This is a genomic window from Variovorax sp. KBS0712 (assembly GCF_006323185.2).
Classification (GTDB): Bacteria; Pseudomonadota; Gammaproteobacteria; order Burkholderiales; family Burkholderiaceae_C; genus Variovorax; species Variovorax boronicumulans.
Map to the genome: position 1 here is coordinate 236,312 of NZ_VCCD02000001.1, position 15,938 is coordinate 252,249.

Annotated in this window: 15 protein-coding genes; 10 read left to right on the forward strand and 5 right to left on the reverse strand. The window is 69.0% G+C overall.

What is annotated here, in order from left to right; all coding sequences use genetic code 11:
- Positions 1-265: 265 nt before the first annotated feature.
- A complete protein-coding gene (locus tag FFI97_RS00945) occupies positions 266-664 on the forward strand; it encodes a hypothetical protein (RefSeq protein WP_139702360.1) in 399 nt (132 codons plus the stop codon).
- 138 nt (positions 665-802) lie between these two features.
- Positions 803-1,483, forward strand: a complete 681-nt coding sequence (locus FFI97_RS00950) for a GNAT family N-acetyltransferase (RefSeq protein ID WP_139702359.1) — start codon at positions 803-805, stop codon at positions 1,481-1,483.
- A 24-nt stretch (positions 1,484-1,507) separates the two neighbouring features.
- On the opposite strand, the gene FFI97_RS00955 is transcribed toward FFI97_RS00950, so the two are convergent.
- Both FFI97_RS00955 and FFI97_RS00960 read right to left on the reverse strand, forming a co-directional pair.
- Complete coding sequence (locus tag FFI97_RS00955; RefSeq protein ID WP_139702358.1) at positions 1,508-1,912, reverse strand: OsmC family protein; 405 nt, start codon at positions 1,910-1,912, stop codon at positions 1,508-1,510.
- 38 nt (positions 1,913-1,950) lie between these two features.
- Complete coding sequence (locus tag FFI97_RS00960) at positions 1,951-2,880, reverse strand: LysR family transcriptional regulator (RefSeq protein WP_062472012.1); 930 nt, start codon at positions 2,878-2,880, stop codon at positions 1,951-1,953.
- A gap of 186 nt (positions 2,881-3,066) precedes the next feature.
- Between FFI97_RS00960 and FFI97_RS00965 the strand changes: the two genes are divergently transcribed.
- From FFI97_RS00965 to FFI97_RS00995, 7 genes are all read left to right on the forward strand, one after another.
- The gene (locus FFI97_RS00965) at positions 3,067-3,603 is read left to right on the forward strand and encodes a cupin (RefSeq protein WP_070061211.1); all 537 of its coding nucleotides are present in this window, start codon (positions 3,067-3,069) and stop codon (positions 3,601-3,603) included.
- A 60-nt stretch (positions 3,604-3,663) separates the two neighbouring features.
- The gene (locus FFI97_RS00970; RefSeq protein ID WP_139702357.1) at positions 3,664-4,698 is read left to right on the forward strand and encodes a tripartite tricarboxylate transporter substrate binding protein; all 1,035 of its coding nucleotides are present in this window, start codon (positions 3,664-3,666) and stop codon (positions 4,696-4,698) included.
- Between the two features lie 92 nt (positions 4,699-4,790).
- Positions 4,791-5,711, forward strand: a complete 921-nt coding sequence (locus tag FFI97_RS00975) for a dioxygenase (RefSeq protein ID WP_139702356.1) — start codon at positions 4,791-4,793, stop codon at positions 5,709-5,711.
- A gap of 55 nt (positions 5,712-5,766) precedes the next feature.
- Complete coding sequence (locus FFI97_RS00980; protein ID WP_139702355.1) at positions 5,767-6,756, forward strand: zinc-binding alcohol dehydrogenase family protein; 990 nt, start codon at positions 5,767-5,769, stop codon at positions 6,754-6,756.
- Between the two features lie 69 nt (positions 6,757-6,825).
- Positions 6,826-7,812, forward strand: coding sequence for a Bug family tripartite tricarboxylate transporter substrate binding protein (locus FFI97_RS00985; protein WP_260684872.1), 987 nt, complete (start codon positions 6,826-6,828; stop codon positions 7,810-7,812).
- A gap of 34 nt (positions 7,813-7,846) precedes the next feature.
- A complete protein-coding gene (locus FFI97_RS00990; RefSeq protein ID WP_139702354.1) occupies positions 7,847-8,869 on the forward strand; it encodes a porin in 1,023 nt (340 codons plus the stop codon).
- Positions 8,870-8,878: 9 nt separating this feature from the next.
- Complete coding sequence (locus FFI97_RS00995; RefSeq protein WP_139702353.1) at positions 8,879-10,654, forward strand: amidohydrolase; 1,776 nt, start codon at positions 8,879-8,881, stop codon at positions 10,652-10,654.
- A 34-nt stretch (positions 10,655-10,688) separates the two neighbouring features.
- Here the strand turns inward: FFI97_RS00995 and FFI97_RS01000 are convergent, their stop codons facing one another.
- The 3 genes from FFI97_RS01000 to FFI97_RS01010 form a co-directional block, all read right to left on the reverse strand.
- Complete coding sequence (locus FFI97_RS01000) at positions 10,689-11,666, reverse strand: Bug family tripartite tricarboxylate transporter substrate binding protein (RefSeq protein ID WP_139702352.1); 978 nt, start codon at positions 11,664-11,666, stop codon at positions 10,689-10,691.
- Positions 11,667-11,701: 35 nt separating this feature from the next.
- The gene (locus FFI97_RS01005; protein ID WP_139702351.1) at positions 11,702-13,120 is read right to left on the reverse strand and encodes an amidohydrolase family protein; all 1,419 of its coding nucleotides are present in this window, start codon (positions 13,118-13,120) and stop codon (positions 11,702-11,704) included.
- A gap of 100 nt (positions 13,121-13,220) precedes the next feature.
- Positions 13,221-14,153, reverse strand: coding sequence for a LysR family transcriptional regulator (locus tag FFI97_RS01010; RefSeq protein WP_139702350.1), 933 nt, complete (start codon positions 14,151-14,153; stop codon positions 13,221-13,223).
- A gap of 100 nt (positions 14,154-14,253) precedes the next feature.
- Here FFI97_RS01010 and FFI97_RS01015 point away from each other — a divergent pair, with 100 nt between their 5' ends.
- The gene (locus tag FFI97_RS01015; protein WP_260684873.1) at positions 14,254-15,831 is read left to right on the forward strand and encodes an amidohydrolase family protein; all 1,578 of its coding nucleotides are present in this window, start codon (positions 14,254-14,256) and stop codon (positions 15,829-15,831) included.
- Positions 15,832-15,938 lie beyond the last annotated feature (107 nt).

The following is a 15,938-nucleotide window of genomic DNA, read 5'->3' on the forward strand; positions in this document are numbered from 1 at the left end:
TCGAGCACCCGGTTCGGCGGGCCATCACGCCCCCTGTGTACGCCCGCGCAGCTTCGACTGCTTAACCCGGCAATATTTAACGATTCAAGATAATTGTTACGTTTTTGGAGCATCTGCAGCCCCCCGATTCCTGCCTTCACAGGGGTCTGTTGCACAGGGCGCGGTGATACTGTTCCGGCCCCGAATCTTGCGTTCCTGGTGTGCGCACTGCGCGCCGGAGGACACGAGGCGTGGCACATCATCCAACTCGCTCATGTAAGAAAAAATGAACAAACTGCTCGCACTCATCGTCGTGGCTGCTGCCATCACCGCCTGCTCCAAGCAAGAGTCCACGCCCGCAGCGCCGGCCGCACCCGCAGCACCTGCTGCCACCGCACCGGCCACGCCGGCACCCGCACCGGCCGCCAGCGCACCGGCTGCTGCAGCGCCTGCAGCCACCACGACGGCATCGGCCGACGTGCCCAAGGAATGCCAGGAGTACCTGGACAAGGTGAGCGCCTGCGTGGGCAAGCAAAGCGGTGCCGCCGCCGACGCGCTCAAGGGCAGCCTCGAGCAGACCAAGGCCACCTGGGCCAGCTACGGCGCCAACGCCGCCCAACTCGGCGCTGCATGCAAGGCTGCTTCCGACGCCTTCGCCGCACAAGCCACGGCCATGAAGTGCTGATGCACTGAGTCGCTGACGCCGGCGAGCTTGCCCTCGCCGTGCGACGCGACACACCTCCTCGTCACCGACGAGGAGGCGCCGCCCCCACAACAACGGTCGGCGCAAAACGGTCCCTGTCAGACCGCAAGAATCCTTCCCATGACAGACCTCCTCACCAACCTCACCTGGCACGCCCTCTCGGGCCCGCATGCGTCTTTTGCCGCCGGCACATCGACCGCACGCCGCTACGCCACAGGCTTCTCCCCCATCGTCGGCTTTGCCGACGCATTGCATCCCGACCTCGACGCGCTGCTGCCTTTCTGCACGCCGGACGAGCACTTCTATGCCATCGGCTGGTCGGCCCCCGCGCCGACCACCTGGCAGGTCGACATGGAATCGGTCATCGTGAAGATGATCTGGGACGCGCCTGCGCCCGTGGCCGACACGCTTCCTGATGTGGTCCGGCTCGACGCAGCAGATATAGAACAAGTGCTGGCCCTGGCCGACCTGACGCGCCCCGGGCCCTTCTCTACGCGGACCATCGAACTCGGCGAGTACTTCGGCTGCTTCGACGACAACGGCCGGCTCGTGGCGATGGCCGGCGAACGCATGGCCGCCAGCACGCTGCGCGAGATCAGCGGTGTCTGCACGCACCCCGATGCGCAGGGCAAGGGCTATGCGAAGCGGCTCGTCACGCGCTTGGTGGCGCAGCAGATGCAGCGCGGCGAAGTGCCGGTGCTGCATGTGATGCAGGGCAACGCGGGTGCGCGGCGCATCTATGAACGCATGGGCTTCCGCGTGCACAGCGAACCGGTCGTTCGCGTGATCTCGCGGCGCTGAACAGCGCCGCGCCTGCGGCCTGGATCAGGCCGCCGCCACCCCACGCTCGCTCGTGATCTCGGCGCCTTCGCGCATCGTCTTCGTGACGGGCGTGTTGGCCACCACCTCGAGCAGCCGGCTCCACTGCGCATCGGTCAGCGGGCCGCTAGCATGCAGCACACGGTGGATGTGCGCCTTGCCGTCCGCGTCTTTCGTGAAGCTCAACTCGGCCTTGAACTCGCCCAGCTCCCAGCCCTTGCGCTGGGCGTACATCCGCAGCGTGATCGCGGTGCAGGCGGACAGCGCGGCCAGGTAGTAGTCGTAGGGCGCCGGCCCCGCGCCCTGCCCGCCCAGCGACGCCGGCTCGTCCGCCACAAGCTGGAACTTGCCGACCTGGATGCGGTGGTTGAAATTGACGTCGGTGGAGACGATCGTTGCGGTGTGGCTCATGGGTGTGCTCCTGTTGACAAGCGAGCATTCTGGCGCGCTCAGCGGTCCAGCACCGCGTGAGGCCAGCGCCCCGCATCCACGCGCTCCTGCACCACGGCGCGCAGGATGTCGATGAGCACTTCGGTCGCGCGCGACGGCGGCCGGTCGGAGGCGCGGGCCAGCACGCGGCGCAGTCGCAGCCCCTCGATGGGAATCGCGACCAGCCGGCCGGCCTCGATCTCGTCCTGCACGACCGCCGCGAAGTGCACCGTGAGGCCCAGGCCCTCTTCCACCAGGCGGGCCGCCACGCTCAAGGTCTCGACCTCGACCACAGGGTTCAGCACCACGCCCGCGCGCGCCGCCGCCGCTTCCAACTCGAGCCGCACGCCCGACTTGGACACGCCCGTCATCACCAGCGGCAGGCCCGCCAGCCGGGGCAGCTTGATCTTCGTCATGCGCATCAGCCGCGTGTCGTCGGTGCGGCCGATGAGGCACAGCGACTCGGTCATGAGCGGCGTGGCCAGCACGTTGGCCAGCTGCATCGGGCCGTTGAGGATCGCGACGTCGACGGCCCCCTGCTCCAGCATGCCCAGCAGCGACTGCGAGAAGCCCTCGACGATGCGCAGCCGCACATCGGGAAACTGCTCGCGCACCGCGCGCGCCAGCGGCACCGCGAGCAGCAACGCGAGCGCGGGCGACAGGCCGATGGCCACCGGCCCGCGCGGGTCGCGCTGGCGGGCCGTCATGTCCTGCTTCATCTGCTCGGCATAGCGCAGCAGGAACGACGCGCGCTCCATGAGGAACACGGCCTCCTCGGTCGGTGTCGCGCCGCGCGCGTGCCGCTCGAACAGGCGCACGCCCAGTTCTTCCTCGAGCAGGCGGATCTGCCGGCTCAACGCCGGCTGCGCCACATGCAGCACGGCGGAGGCGCGGCCGTAGTGCTGCTGCGTGGCGAGCACCACGAAATACCGAAGCTGTCGCAGGTCCATGCGGGGGTTCCAGGTCGTTGCCGCAAGCGCGGCCGAGGGTCACCGGACGCCTCATACCGAAATGTTATCGAATCGCTCGAAAAATGGTAATGGACGCATGAAAGACCGTTGCCTACAGTGGGCCTCGCAGAACGTAGACCGCTGCTTTTTCGACGAATCCGAACCTCATCGCATCAAGGAATAGACATGGACCCCACCCTCCAGGAAATGGAATCCACCCGCATCGCCCGCTGGGGCAAGGTCGCGCCCTACGGCGAGACCTTCATCGAGAGCCGGCTGCCGGGGATGAAGAAGAACATCTACAAGATCATGAACCGCGGCGTCCTGGAGAACAAAGGCGTCCAGCCGGCAATTCCAGGCAACCACCGCTTCGGCGTGACCTTCATCGAAATCCCGGTTGGCCAGGGTGCCAGCCTTCACGCACACAAGACCGAGGAAGTCTTCTGTCCGCTGAACGGGCAGATGGAGGTCATCTGGGGCGAGAAGGGCCAGTACTCCGTGATGCTCAACCAGTGGGACGTGATCTCGTGCCCCATCGGCGTGATGCGCGGTTTCCGCAATCCGAACGATCACGCGCTGGTGGTGTATTCGGTCGTCGGTGGAACCGACGAAGAATGCGGACGCATCGCCTGGCACGAGGATGTCGTCAGGGCTGCAGAGGCCACCGGCCTGGTCTACGGAACCGACGGCTACATCAAGGAGACGGTGCCAGAAACAAAGTAGTCGCCGCGCCGACCGCCCGAACTGCGCAAGGCTCATAGGCACCACCCGAGGAGACAAAAAATGACGATCCCCCACGACTTCCAGGCCGCACGCCGCATGCCGACATGCGGCGTGGCCCACGGCATGAGCCGGCGACACGCCCTCGTCGCGACGCTCGCGGCGCTGGGCGCCGGCCTTGTCCGCGCCCAGCCGGCCTGGAGCCCCAAGGGCCCCGTGCGCATCGTCGTTCCGTTTGCCGCCGGCGGCACCTCGGACATCATCGCGCGCATCGTGGCCGTGCGGCTCGCGCAAGCACTGGGCCAACCGGTGCTCGTCGACAACCGCGTGGGCGCCGGCGGCAACATCGGCATCGCCTCGGTGGCGCGCGCCGCACCCGACGGCCAGACGCTGCTGCTGGTGTCGTCCGCCTTCGTGACCAACCCGGCCCTGTTCGCCGACAAGCCCCCGTATGACCCGCTGCGCCAGTTCGCACCGGTGTCGCTCGCCGTCAGTTCACCCGACGTGATCGTGGTGCCGGCCGCGAGCCCGCTCACCAGCCTGTCGGCCCTGATCGACGCCGCCAAGCGCCGGCCGGGCGCGCTCACCTACTCGACGCCGGGCAAGGGCAACAGCGTGCACCTGGGCGGCGAGCTGCTGTGGCAGCGCGCCGGTATCGAACTGCTGCACGTGCCCTACAACGGCGCGGCCCCCGCCGTGCAGGCCGTGCTCGGCGGACAGGTCGATTGCGCATTGACCGCACTGCCGGCGGCCAAGGCCCACATCGCGGCGGGCACGTTGCGCGTGCTGGCTGTCGGCAGCCGCGCACGTTGGGCCGAACTGCCGCAGGTACCGACGGTGGCGGAGTCCGGCTTTGCCGGCTACCGCTCCGAGACCATGCAGGCGCTGTTCGCGCCGGCGGGCACGCCCACAGCCGCCATCGAGCGACTGCACACCGAGGTGCGGCGCATCCTGGCGCTCGATGAGGTGCAGCGCCAGACGCGCGAGCTCGGTTTCGAGACGGTCGCGAGCCTGCCCGCCGACCTCGCCGCGCGCGTCGCCGAAGACGTGCCGCGCTGGACCGCCGTCGCCACCCGCGCGCGCATCCGCGCCGACTAGCCGGCCCCACGCCCCTTCAGCCCCAGCGGTGCGCCGATGCGTGCCGGGCGGCGCTGTGCCGATTTCGTTTTCTTCACTCTCCAGGACTTCCCATGATTTCTGTCGCCGAGACCCCCACGGACACCGAGGCACCGCCCGCCCAGCGCTCGATTCCCGCCAATGCCCAGGCGCTGCTGCAGGCCGTGCTGGACGCCAACCGGGGGACGCACGACGCACGCACCCGCACCGTGCTCGACGCGATGATCCGTCACCTGCACGCCTTCGCCTCGGAAGTGACGCTGACCTATGAAGAGCTCTTCAAAGGCCTGGACTTCATGGTGCGCATCGGCCAGGCCACGGGCCCGCGCAAGCACGAAGGCATCCTGCTCGCCGACATCCTCGGCCTGGCCACGCTGGTGCTGCTGATGGACGCCAAGGCCGTGCTCGCCGCGGGCGGCACCGAGCCGGCGCTCATCGGTCCCTTCTGGCGCGCGAACCAGCCGGTGCGGCCCAACGGCGTGCGCATTGCGACCGACGACACGGCCGGCGCGACGCTGCACGTGAAAGGCCGCGTGCTGTCGCTGGACGGCACGCCTATCGCCGGTGCCCGCATCGAGACCTGGCAGGCGGCGCCGAGCGGGCTGTACGAAAACCAGGACCCCGAGCAGGAAGACATGAACCTGCGCGCCGTCTTCGAGACCGATGCCGACGGCCGCTTCTGGTTCGAGAGCGTGCAGCCCTCGGGCTACGGCGTGCCCACCGACGGCCCGTGCGGCGAACTGCTCGCACTGCAGAACCGCAGCCACATGCGACCGGCGCACTTGCACTTCATCGCCATCGCGCCCGGGCACAAGGTGCTGACGACGCAGATCTTCGATGCACGCGATCCGTACGCCTACAGCGACGCGGCCTTCGGCGCGGTCGGCTCGCTGCTGCGCGACTTCGAGCCCGACAGCGCGGGCCACTTCCACCTCGACTTCGAACTGCGGCTGGAGCCCGGCGAAACGCGCCTGCCCACGCCGCCGCTGCCCTGAACGCGCACACACACGCATTTCCTTCCCTTCACTTCGCACCACGAGACATCGCACCATGAGCACACCACCGCGCGCCCTTCGCCTCAGCGCCAAGGCCCCGAGCCCCGAGGCACTGAACCCCGACCTGGTCGACATCGCACAACCCGAGACACCGGCCGGCTGCGCCATCGTCGAAGTCCTTGCCGCGGCGATCAACCCGAGCGACGTCAAGGCGGCGCTGGGCATGATGCCGTACGCCATCTGGCCCCGCACGCCGGGCCGCGACTACGCCGGGCGCGTGGTCGCCGGCCCGTCGGAATGGATCGGCCGCGCCGTCTGGGGCACCGGCGGTGACCTCGGTATCACGCGCGACGGCACGCATGCGCGTTATCTCGTGCTGCCCGTGGCAGCACTCGTCGCCAAACCCGAGCGCATCGCCATGGCTTCGGCGGCCACGGTGGGCGTGCCCTTCGTCACGGCCTACGAAGGCCTACGCCGGGCCCACCTTGCAGGCCCTGGCCAGACCGTGCTGGTGCTGGGATCGAACGGCAAGGTCGGCCAAGCCACCGTGCAGCTGGCCACGCGTGCCGGTGCGCGCGTGATCGGCGTCGAACGCGGCACCACCCGGTACTCAGGCCATGCGAGCGGACAGGTCGAAGTGATCGACGGCCTGCGCGACGACATCGCGCAGGCCGTGCTGTCGATGACCGACGGCCGGGGCGTGGACATTGCTTACAACACCGTCGGCTCGCCCTACTTCGCTGCGGCGCTCGGCGCACTCAAGGTGGGTGGCACGCAGATCCTGATCTCCACGCCCGACCGCAACGTGCCCTTCGACATCATGGCGTTCTACCGCCGCGATCTGCACATGCTCGGCGTGGACAGCCTGAAGCTCACGGCCAGCCAGTGCGCGGATGTGTTTCGCACGCTGCTGCCCGGCTTCGAGGACGGCAGCCTGCAGGGCTTCGACGTGAACGACGGCTCGGTGCTGCCGCTGGACCGCGCGCGCCAAGCCTACCTGCAGGTGCTCGAAGGCTCGATGGAGCGTCTGGTGCTGGCGCCCTGAGCGCCCCGCGCATCACTTCGGGGCCTGCCCGCAGGCAGGCCCTTCCCCACGAACAACAAGGAGACAACGATGGACATCCATCGCAGGACATTGCTTCGCCTCACGGCAGCCGCAGGCGGCATCGCCAGCCTTCCCGCCACGCTCTTCGCGCAGTCCGCCTACCCGAGCCAGCCCGTGAAGCTGGTCATTCCCTTCACCGCCGGATCGACCACCGACGTGGTAGGCCGCATCGTCGGCGAGCGGCTGCAGCAGTCCCTCGGGCAGCCCTGCGTGGTCGACAACCGCCCCGGTGCGGGCGGCACGCTCGGCGCCAGCGCGGTGGTCAATGCCGCGGCCGACGGCCACACGGTGCTGATCCACTCGACCGGCCATGTGGCCAACGCCGCGCTCTACCCCGGACTCAAGTACGACACGCTGAACGACTTCACACCGGTCACCATGCTGGCATCGATGCCCAACGTGCTGGTCGTTCCGCCGGACCGCGGCTTCACTTCGCTGCAGGACCTCGTGCGCAAGGTGAAGGCCGGCCCGCAGAAGTTCGTGTACGGCTCGTCGGGCAGCGGCAGCGCCTCGCACATCGCGGGCGAGAAATTCCGCATCGCGACGGGCATCGAGGTCGCACACATCCCATACCGAGGCACGCCGCAGGCGCTCACCGACCTTATGGGCGGGCGGCTCGACTGGTTCCTGGCGCCGCTGGCGCTGGCCGCCCCGCTGGTGCAAGGCGGCAAGCTCGCCGCGCTGGCCATCGGCGCACCGAAGCGTTCACCGCTGCTGCCGCAGGTGCCGACCACCGCCGAAAGCGGCTTCGGCGACGCGGACCACCTGTTCTGGGTCGGCATGTTCGTGGCCGCCAGGACACCGGAGCGCACCGTGGCGCACCTGCATGCCGAGACCGTGCGCGCCCTGAAGACCAGCGAGGTGCGCGCACGCCTGGACAAGCTCGGCGCCGACGCCGCACCGATGCCGCAGCAGGCCTTCGCGCAGCAGGTGCGCGAAGAGATCGTGTCGACCACCGCGCTCATCCGCCGCGCCGGCATCCGCATCGACAGCTGATCACCCCTCGACCGCTCCGCTCCGAAAGAAAAACATGAGACAACAACACAAACTTCTGCTTGCCCTCGCGGCCGCGGGGGCGCTCGGCGCCGCGCACGGCCAATCGTCCGTGACGGTGTTCGGCAGCATCGACCTGAACTTCACCTACTCGAAGGCAGGCAACGCCTCGACGAAGGCCATGGACCAGGGCGGCTACCTGCTGCCCAGCCGCCTGGGCTTTCGCGGCGTGGAAGACCTGGGCGGCGGACTCGCGGCCGGCTTCTGGCTCGAGACCGCCGTGCTGCCCGACACCGGCGAGACGCAGGGCGGCTTCGGCCGGCGCTCCACCGTGAGCCTGATGAGCAAGGACCTCGGCGAGCTGCGCCTGGGCCGCGACTACACGCCCACGTTCTGGAACGTGTCGAGCTTCTCGCCCTTCGGCACGGTCGGCGTGGGAGGCAGCAGCAACATCGTCGAAGGCTGGCCGCTCGGCCTGGGCCGTGCGCGCACGCAGGCCCGTGCCAGCAACTCGGCCGGCTACTTCCTGCCGCGCGGCCTCGGCGGCCTGTACGGGCAGTTCATGTTCGCAGCGGCCGAAGGCACGCAGGGCGCCGGCTACCGCGGTGGCCGGCTGGGCTACGAGTCGGGGCCGCTCAACGTGGCGGCCGCCTACGGCCAGACCGCCATCGGCCCCGACGACTACCGCACGGTGACCGTCGGCGGCAGTTACGACTTCGGGGTGGTCAAGGCCTATGCCAACTACCTGCGCCATCGGCTGGGACGCGAGCGGCAGACGAACGCGCTGATCGGCGCGTCGGTTCCCGTCGGCGCGGGGCAGATCCGCGTGTCGTTCGCGCGCTCCGAGCGCTCCGGCCCCGGCCTCGAGACCGACGGCACCGCGCGCCAGTTCGCCATCGGCTACGCGCACCACCTGAGCAAGCGCACCACGCTGTACAGCGCCTACTCGCGCATCAGCAACCGCGGCAATGCTGCCTATGTGGTGGCCGATTCGTCGCCGGCCGGTGTGCCGGGCCAGCGCTCGTCGGGCATTCAGCTCGGCGTGAACCACGCCTTCTGAACGCAGCCCATGAAACGACCGATACGACAACGGCTCGTCGCGGCCGCCGCGGCGGCGCTCGCGCTGCTGTGGCTGCCCACGGCGCTGGCGGCCGACACGCTGTTGCTCAACGGCGAGCTCCTCACGATGGACCCGGCGAAGCCCCGCGCGCAAGCGCTCGCGGTGCGCGGCAACCGCATCGTCGCGGTGGGCTCGAACGCCACGATCCGCAAGCTGCGCACCGCGCACACCCGCGTCATCGACCTGGGTGGCAAGACGGTGGTGCCTGGGCTCATCGATGCGCACATCCATGCCATCCGCGGCGGCCAGGGGTTCACCTTCGAGAGCTACTGGTACGAACAGACCACGCTGTCCGGCGCACTCGACCAGCTCACCCAAGACGCCGCAAAGCGCGGGCCCGGCCGATGGGTCGCGGTGATGGGCGCCTGGCATCCGGCGCAGTTCGCCGAACAGCGCGCGCCGACGCCGCAGGACTTGAGCGCCGTCCTGCCGCACAACCCGGCCTACGTGCAGTACCTGTACGACTACGCCGTCGTCAACAACACGGCGATCGATGTGCTGGGGCTGGACACCGGCGCCGCGCTGCCGCCCGGCATCACGGTGGAACGCGATGCGCAGGGCCGGGCCACCGGCAAGCTGTTCGGCGGCATCGGGCCTTTCTCTGCGCTGTTCGCACGCATCAGTGCGCGCCCCGAAGCCGAGAACCGCGCCAGCCTGCAGGCCTTCTTCCGCGAGCTCAACCGCCTGGGCGTGACCGGCGTCGTCGATCCGGCCGCGGGCGACCACGCGATCTACAGCCCGCTGTTCACGCTGTGGCGCGACAAGGCACTGACCGTGCGCGTCGCCTACCGCGCATCGGCCCTCGCGCCCGGCAACGAGACCGCCTGGTTCCAGACCAGCCTGGCCTACCTGCCGCCGCTGTTCGGCGACGACATGCTGCGCTTTCTCGGCGTGGGCGAAGTGCTGGCCTTCGGCATGAACGACGGCGTGCGCATGAGCGCGGGCTTCAACCCGCCGCAGTCGGCGCGCGACGAGCTGGCCCGGGCCGCGCTGTTCGCAGCCGAGCGCCGCTATCCGCTGGAGATCCACGCCTACACCGAAGACGGCGCGAAGGCCATCCTCGATGTGCTCGAGAAGGTCGCGCAGACGCGGCCCTTCAAGGACCTGCGGTGGGCGATCACGCACATCAACACGGGCTCCGAACAAACCTTCGAACGCATGCGCAAGCTGGGCATGGCGTACACGGTGCAGATGGGCCCGTACTTCGAGGCGCCGGCAATCCAGGAAGCCCACGGCGCCGAGGCTGCGCAGGCATCGCCGCCCACGCGCCTGGCGCTGCAAAAGGGCCTGATGGTGGCCGGCGGCACCGACTCCACGCGCGTCGGCGTGATCAACGTGTGGCGCGCCATCGAGTACCACGTGACGGGCCGCGCCGTCGGCGGTGCCGTGCAGCGCCGTGCCGACCACCTGCTTACGCGCGAGGAAGCCTTGCGCCTGTACACCGCCAACGCCGCCTGGCTCACCTTCAGCGAGCCGCACCGCGGTTCGTTGACGGTGGGCAAGCTCGCGGACTTCGCAGTGCTCGATGCGCCCTTCCTCACGGTGGCGCCCAACGCGATCCACACGATCCGATCCGTGCTGACCTTCGTCGACGGCAAGCCCGTGCACGCGACGCCACGCCACGGCGCCGCATTGCCACCGCGCACCGATGCGCGCGTGCTGAAGGCCATCGGCCACATGCACGACCATGGCGACGAAGCCGAAAGCGCGCCGCCTCGCCATTGACCGGTTGCCGTCGGAGCGCATGGCCGGCTGCGTCTCAGTTCTGCGCCGAGATCTTCTCGTCGCGGACCACCTGGGTCCAGCGCGTCACTTCCTTCGCGACGAAGGCTTGCGCCTCGGCCGGCGTGGTGGACCACGCATCGGCCGCCTGCAGCCGCAGGCCTTCAGCCACCTCGGGGCGCTTGAGCGTGACGCGCACCATCTCGGCGAGCTTCGCGACGATGGCCGGTGGCAGGTTCTTCGGCGCGCCCAGTGCGTACCAGGCGGTCACGTCGAAGTCGGGCAGCACGGTCTCGGCGATCGTCGGCACGTCGGGGTACAGCGCGAAGCGCTGGCGCGAGGTCACGGCCAGCGGCTTGACCTTGCCGCTGTCGATGTAGGCGCTCATGCCGGCCATCGACGTGACGATGATCGGCACCTCGCCGCTCACCACCGCCAACGCGGTGGCGCTGCCGCCGCGGTAGGGCACGTGGTTGAAGCGAACGCCAGCCCGCGACTGCAGCAGCGCCGCGGCCAGGTGCATGCCGCTGCCGTTGCCACCCGAGCCGTAGTCGATGGTGCCGGGCGCGGCCTTGGCCTTCTTCATCAGTTCCTGCACCGTCGCGAACTTGGCGTTGGGGTTCGCGATGATCGCGAACGGGCTCTGCGCCACCATCGAGATCATGGTGAAGTCGTTCACCGCGTCGTAGGGCAACGCGCCGTACAGGCTGGGCGCCGCCGCATGGCCGGAGGCCATGAGAAAGAGCGTGTAGCCGTCGGGTGCGCTGCGCGCCACGTAGCGCGCGGCCATCGTGCCGCCCGCGCCCGGCTTCGCCTCGACGATGGCCGACTGCTTGAAGTGCTCGTGGAACTGCGCGGCCAGCAGCCGCGCCAGGTGGTCGATGGGGCCGCCGGGCGCGAAGCCGTGCACGATGCGCACCGGCCGGGTTGGCCAGGTGTCGGTGGCCTGCGCATGCGAAGCCACGGCGCCAAGTTGCAGCGCGGCGAACGCGAAGAGTCTCAGTATTTTTTTCATGATGGGGTCTGCGAAGGCGGGCGTGCGGCAATGCCTCAGACGAACCTGATGCTGGCGGCCTGGGCCCCCACGCGCTCTTGGGCTTGCACCAGCCGGGCCTTGAGGTTCGCCCAATCGACACCGAGCATCTTGCCGTGCCGCTTGCGTGCCTTGCCGGCGATCCACACGCTGTCGACATCGGGCGTGCCCGCGAAGGTGACGACGCGGTCCGCCAGGCTGCCGGCCATGCCGAAGCCGATGCGGTCGGTGCTCAGCAGCACGAGGTCGGCGCGCTTGCCGACGGTGAGGGTGCCCGTCACGCCGCCCAGGCGCACCGCCTGCGCGCCCATCGAGGTGGCGAAGTCCAGGATGTCTTCCGACGTGTACCGGCCGACGTACCCGCGGCATTCGGGGTCGAGGTACAGGCTCCAGAACGTGGCGCGGATGTGCTCGAAGTAATCGCCCGTGAGCGCCAGCGAGATGTCGATGCCCATGCCCGTGGGCACGCCGGCTGCGCGTGCGCGCCCGTGCACCGACGGGCCTTTGCTCGGCGACATCACGTACGGGAACTCACCCATCGCGGTCGCGCAGATCATGCCGCCGGTATCGCGCAGCATCTTTAGCTCGTCCGACGTGAGCCGGTTGGCGTGGGTGGCCTGGTAGTCGGGGCCGAGCAGGCCGGCTTCGTGCAGATCGGGCATGCCCGAATCGCGGTGGCCCATCACGCCCGGGGCGTGCGGTTGCTCGGGCTTGTGGATGTGGGCCGCGAGCATCTTCACGCCCATGCCGCGCGCACGCGTCCATTCCTTGCGGATGTCCTCGATACGGCTGCCGTTGTTGCCACTGGGTGCCAGGCCGAGCTGCAGCAGCGCCGTGCTGTCGGAGAACAGTTCATTCTGCAGCCGCTCGGCGGTCTTCCAGTGCGATTCGTTGGTCATCGCGATGCGCTCGCCGTCGGCCTTGGCCAGCGAGACGGTATCGCCCGGCTTGTACGAGGACGACACGCCGAGCTGGAACGCGAACCAGCCGGCAATGCCGGAGTCGCGCAGGCCCTGCGCGGCGGCCATGGCGCGGTCTTCACTGGGCTGGCCGTGCGCATAGTCGAGCACGGTGGTCACGCCGGAGTCGATGGCCTGCAGGCCGCCGATCAGTTCCGCGAGGTAGTTGTCCTCGGGCGTCATCGACACGATCGTGCGCATCTTCCACTGCTGGTAGTAGGGCGCGTACTCGGCCGGGCGCGTCTTGACCAGGCGGCCCATGTCGATGATTTCCCAGACGTGGCGGTGGCCGTCGATCAGGCCCGGCATGAGCACCATGCCTTTCGCATCGATGACCTCGGCGTCGGGTGGCGCCTGCAGGTTCGGGCCGACGGCGGCAATGCGGTCGCCGTCGATCAGCAGGTCACTGCCGTGCAGGTCTCCGAGCTTGGGGTCTCGCGTCAGGATGCTGGCGTTCTTGATCAGGGTGTGCGTCATGTCTCACTCGGTGTTTCAAAGGGTCCGAGGATGTTGACGATTTCGTTTCGATCAATAAACGGCGTCCAAAGAAAGAAATGATTTCTTGAAAGGAAAAAATCTAGGCCGCTGCCGCCGCGTCTTCGGCTTCGAGCTGCCACTGGCTGTCGGCCGCAAAGCTGCGCGCCACGAAGTTCACGAACTCGCGCACCTTCGGCGAGGGCCGGCGCGGCTGCGGGAACACGGCGAACAGCGTGCGCGGTTCGGGCACCACGCCGGGCAGCACGGTGTGCAGGTTGCCGTCGGCAAGATGCCCCGTCACCAGGAACGCGGGCAGCAAGCCGATGCCCGCGCCGGCCAGCAGCGCCTCGCGCAGCACCAGGCTGTTGTTGCAGCGGCAGTTGCCGCCGACGCGCACCATGCGTTCGCTGCCGGCTTCGGTGAAGCGCCACTCGTCGGGCGTCTGGCCGCGCGTGTAGACCAGGCAGTTGTGGCGCACGAGGTCCGCCGGCACGTCGGGCGCACCGCGCGCTGCAAGGTAGGCCGGCGCAGCGACCAGCATGCGCGGCATCTTCGCGATGGCGCGGGTGGCGCCAGTCGCGTCCTTCACGTGGTCGGCGATGAACAGCGCCACATCGACGCCCTCCTCCGCCGGATCGACGAAGCGGTCGTTGAGCGTCATGTCGATCGTCACCTCGGGAAAGCCGGCCAGGAAATCCGCCACCGTGCGGCCCAGGTGCGCCGTGCCGAGCGACACCGGCGCGCGCACTTTCAGCAGGCCGCGCGGCGTGGTCTGCAGCTGGCCGGCGGACTTCTCGGCCTCCTCCACGTCATCGAGGATGCGCACGCACTTGTCGTAGTAGCTGCGCCCGGCGTCGGTGAGGTTGATGCGCCGCGTGGTGCGCGCCAGCAGCGGCGTGCCGATGTGGTTCTCGAGCGCCGCCACGTACTTGCTCACCGAGGCGTTGGACATGCGCATCTGCTCGGCGGCGACCGTGAAACTGCCGCGCTCGACCACCTTGCGGAACACACACATGGCCGTGAGGCGGTCCATATTCTTTCCTCTCAGGAAAACAGTTTTTTCTTCGGGCGATGTTTATTGTCAAAAATGAAAATGTCAACATCCTCGGACTCTTACAACCACGGAACGAGACATGACCCCACCCAAGATCGCCCCGCCCTCGGGCTCGGCGCCACCGGCCGGATTGACCCGCAAGGCTTTCCTCGGACTGTCGGCCGGCGCTGCCGCCGCAGCGGCCTTTGCGCCGCAGGCGATGGCCCAGGCGCCGAAGCCTGCGGCGACCCCGCGCGGCCCCGCCAGGCGCACGCTGATCCGCGGCGCCGACCTGCTCACGATGGACCCGCAGAACAAGGAACTGCAGGCGACCGACGTGCTGGTCGAGAACGGCAGGATCGCCGCCATCGGCAAGCGCCTGCCCGCCGGCGATGCCGAGGTGATCGAGGCGCGCGGCATGATCCTGATGCCCGGCATGATCGACGGCCATCGCCACATGTGGCACGGCCTGGATGCAGGGCGCATCGTCAAGGCCGAACCGAATGCCTACGCCAAGGGCTACATCGGCTGGCAGCGGCGCACCATGGCCTGCATGACACCCGAGGACAACTACCTCGCGGAACTGATCGGCGGCCTGCAGGCCATCGACGCGGGCGTGACCACCGTGCTCGACTACGCGCACGGCCAGCCCACCGAAGAAAAAGCGCTGGCCGCCGCGCGCGGCGTCAAGGACTCGGGCGTGGCTGGCTGGTTCACCTTCCAGCTCGGGCGCGCAACCGCCTTCGGGCCGGGCTCGACGATCTCGACGGCGCGCGTGCATGCCGACCTCAACACGACCACCGAAACCAACTGGAAGACCGTCGAGCGGCTGCAGAAGGAGCTGTTCTCCGACAGCAACGGCCTGCTGCAGCTGGGCCTGGCGCCCTCGAACGCCACCGGCCGCCCCGTGGCCGAAGTGCGCAAGGAATGGGAGCGCGCCCGCGCCACCGGCGTGAAGATGCTTGCCGCGCACGTGCACAAGACGGCGCAGCCGCAGCCCGCCGGCACCATCGGCCACCGCGGCTCCGGCGTCGTCGACCTGCACGAGGCGGGCCTGCTCGGGCCCGACTACCACGCCTCGCACGGCAACCGTCTCACCGACGATGAGCTCAAGATGCTGCGCGACACCGGCGGCATGCTCTGCGCCACGGTGGTCGGCGAGTTCCCCTACATGATGACGCCGCACCTCATGGCCTCCGCGCACGGCCGCGCGCGCCACGCCGGCGTGGCCACCGGCATCGGCATCGACGTGAACTCGGTGCTGCAGCAGGACTACTTCGAGCACGTGCGCTGCGCGTTCCTCAGCCTCTTCCTCGAGCCCGAAGGCCGCGAGATCGTGCGCGACTACAAATCGGAAGACACGCTCGACTTCGCCACCGCGCTCGGCGCCAAAGCCGTGCGGCTGGGCGACGTCACGGGCAGCCTCACGGTCGGCAAGCGCGCCGACCTGGTGCTGCTGCGCACCGACCGCATCGGCTTCGCCATGCTGGGCAGCCTGGCCGACCGGGTGATGAACTTCGCATCGCAGGCCGACATCGACAGCGTGTGGGTCGCTGGCACCGCGCGCAAGCGGCACGGGAAGATGCTCGGCGTCGACTGGGCGAAGCTCAAGGCCCAGCAGGTGGCCGCGCAGCAGCGCATCGGGCCGCAGCAGGCCAGCATCACCTTCACGACCTAGCGCGTCGCGCGGGCCGCCCCGGCCTGCAGGCGCTGCGCAACGTTCTCGTCGCGCACGCCCTCTCCACCCCTGCTCACTGAACACCTCCGTGCAGCCCGTTCCCGGGC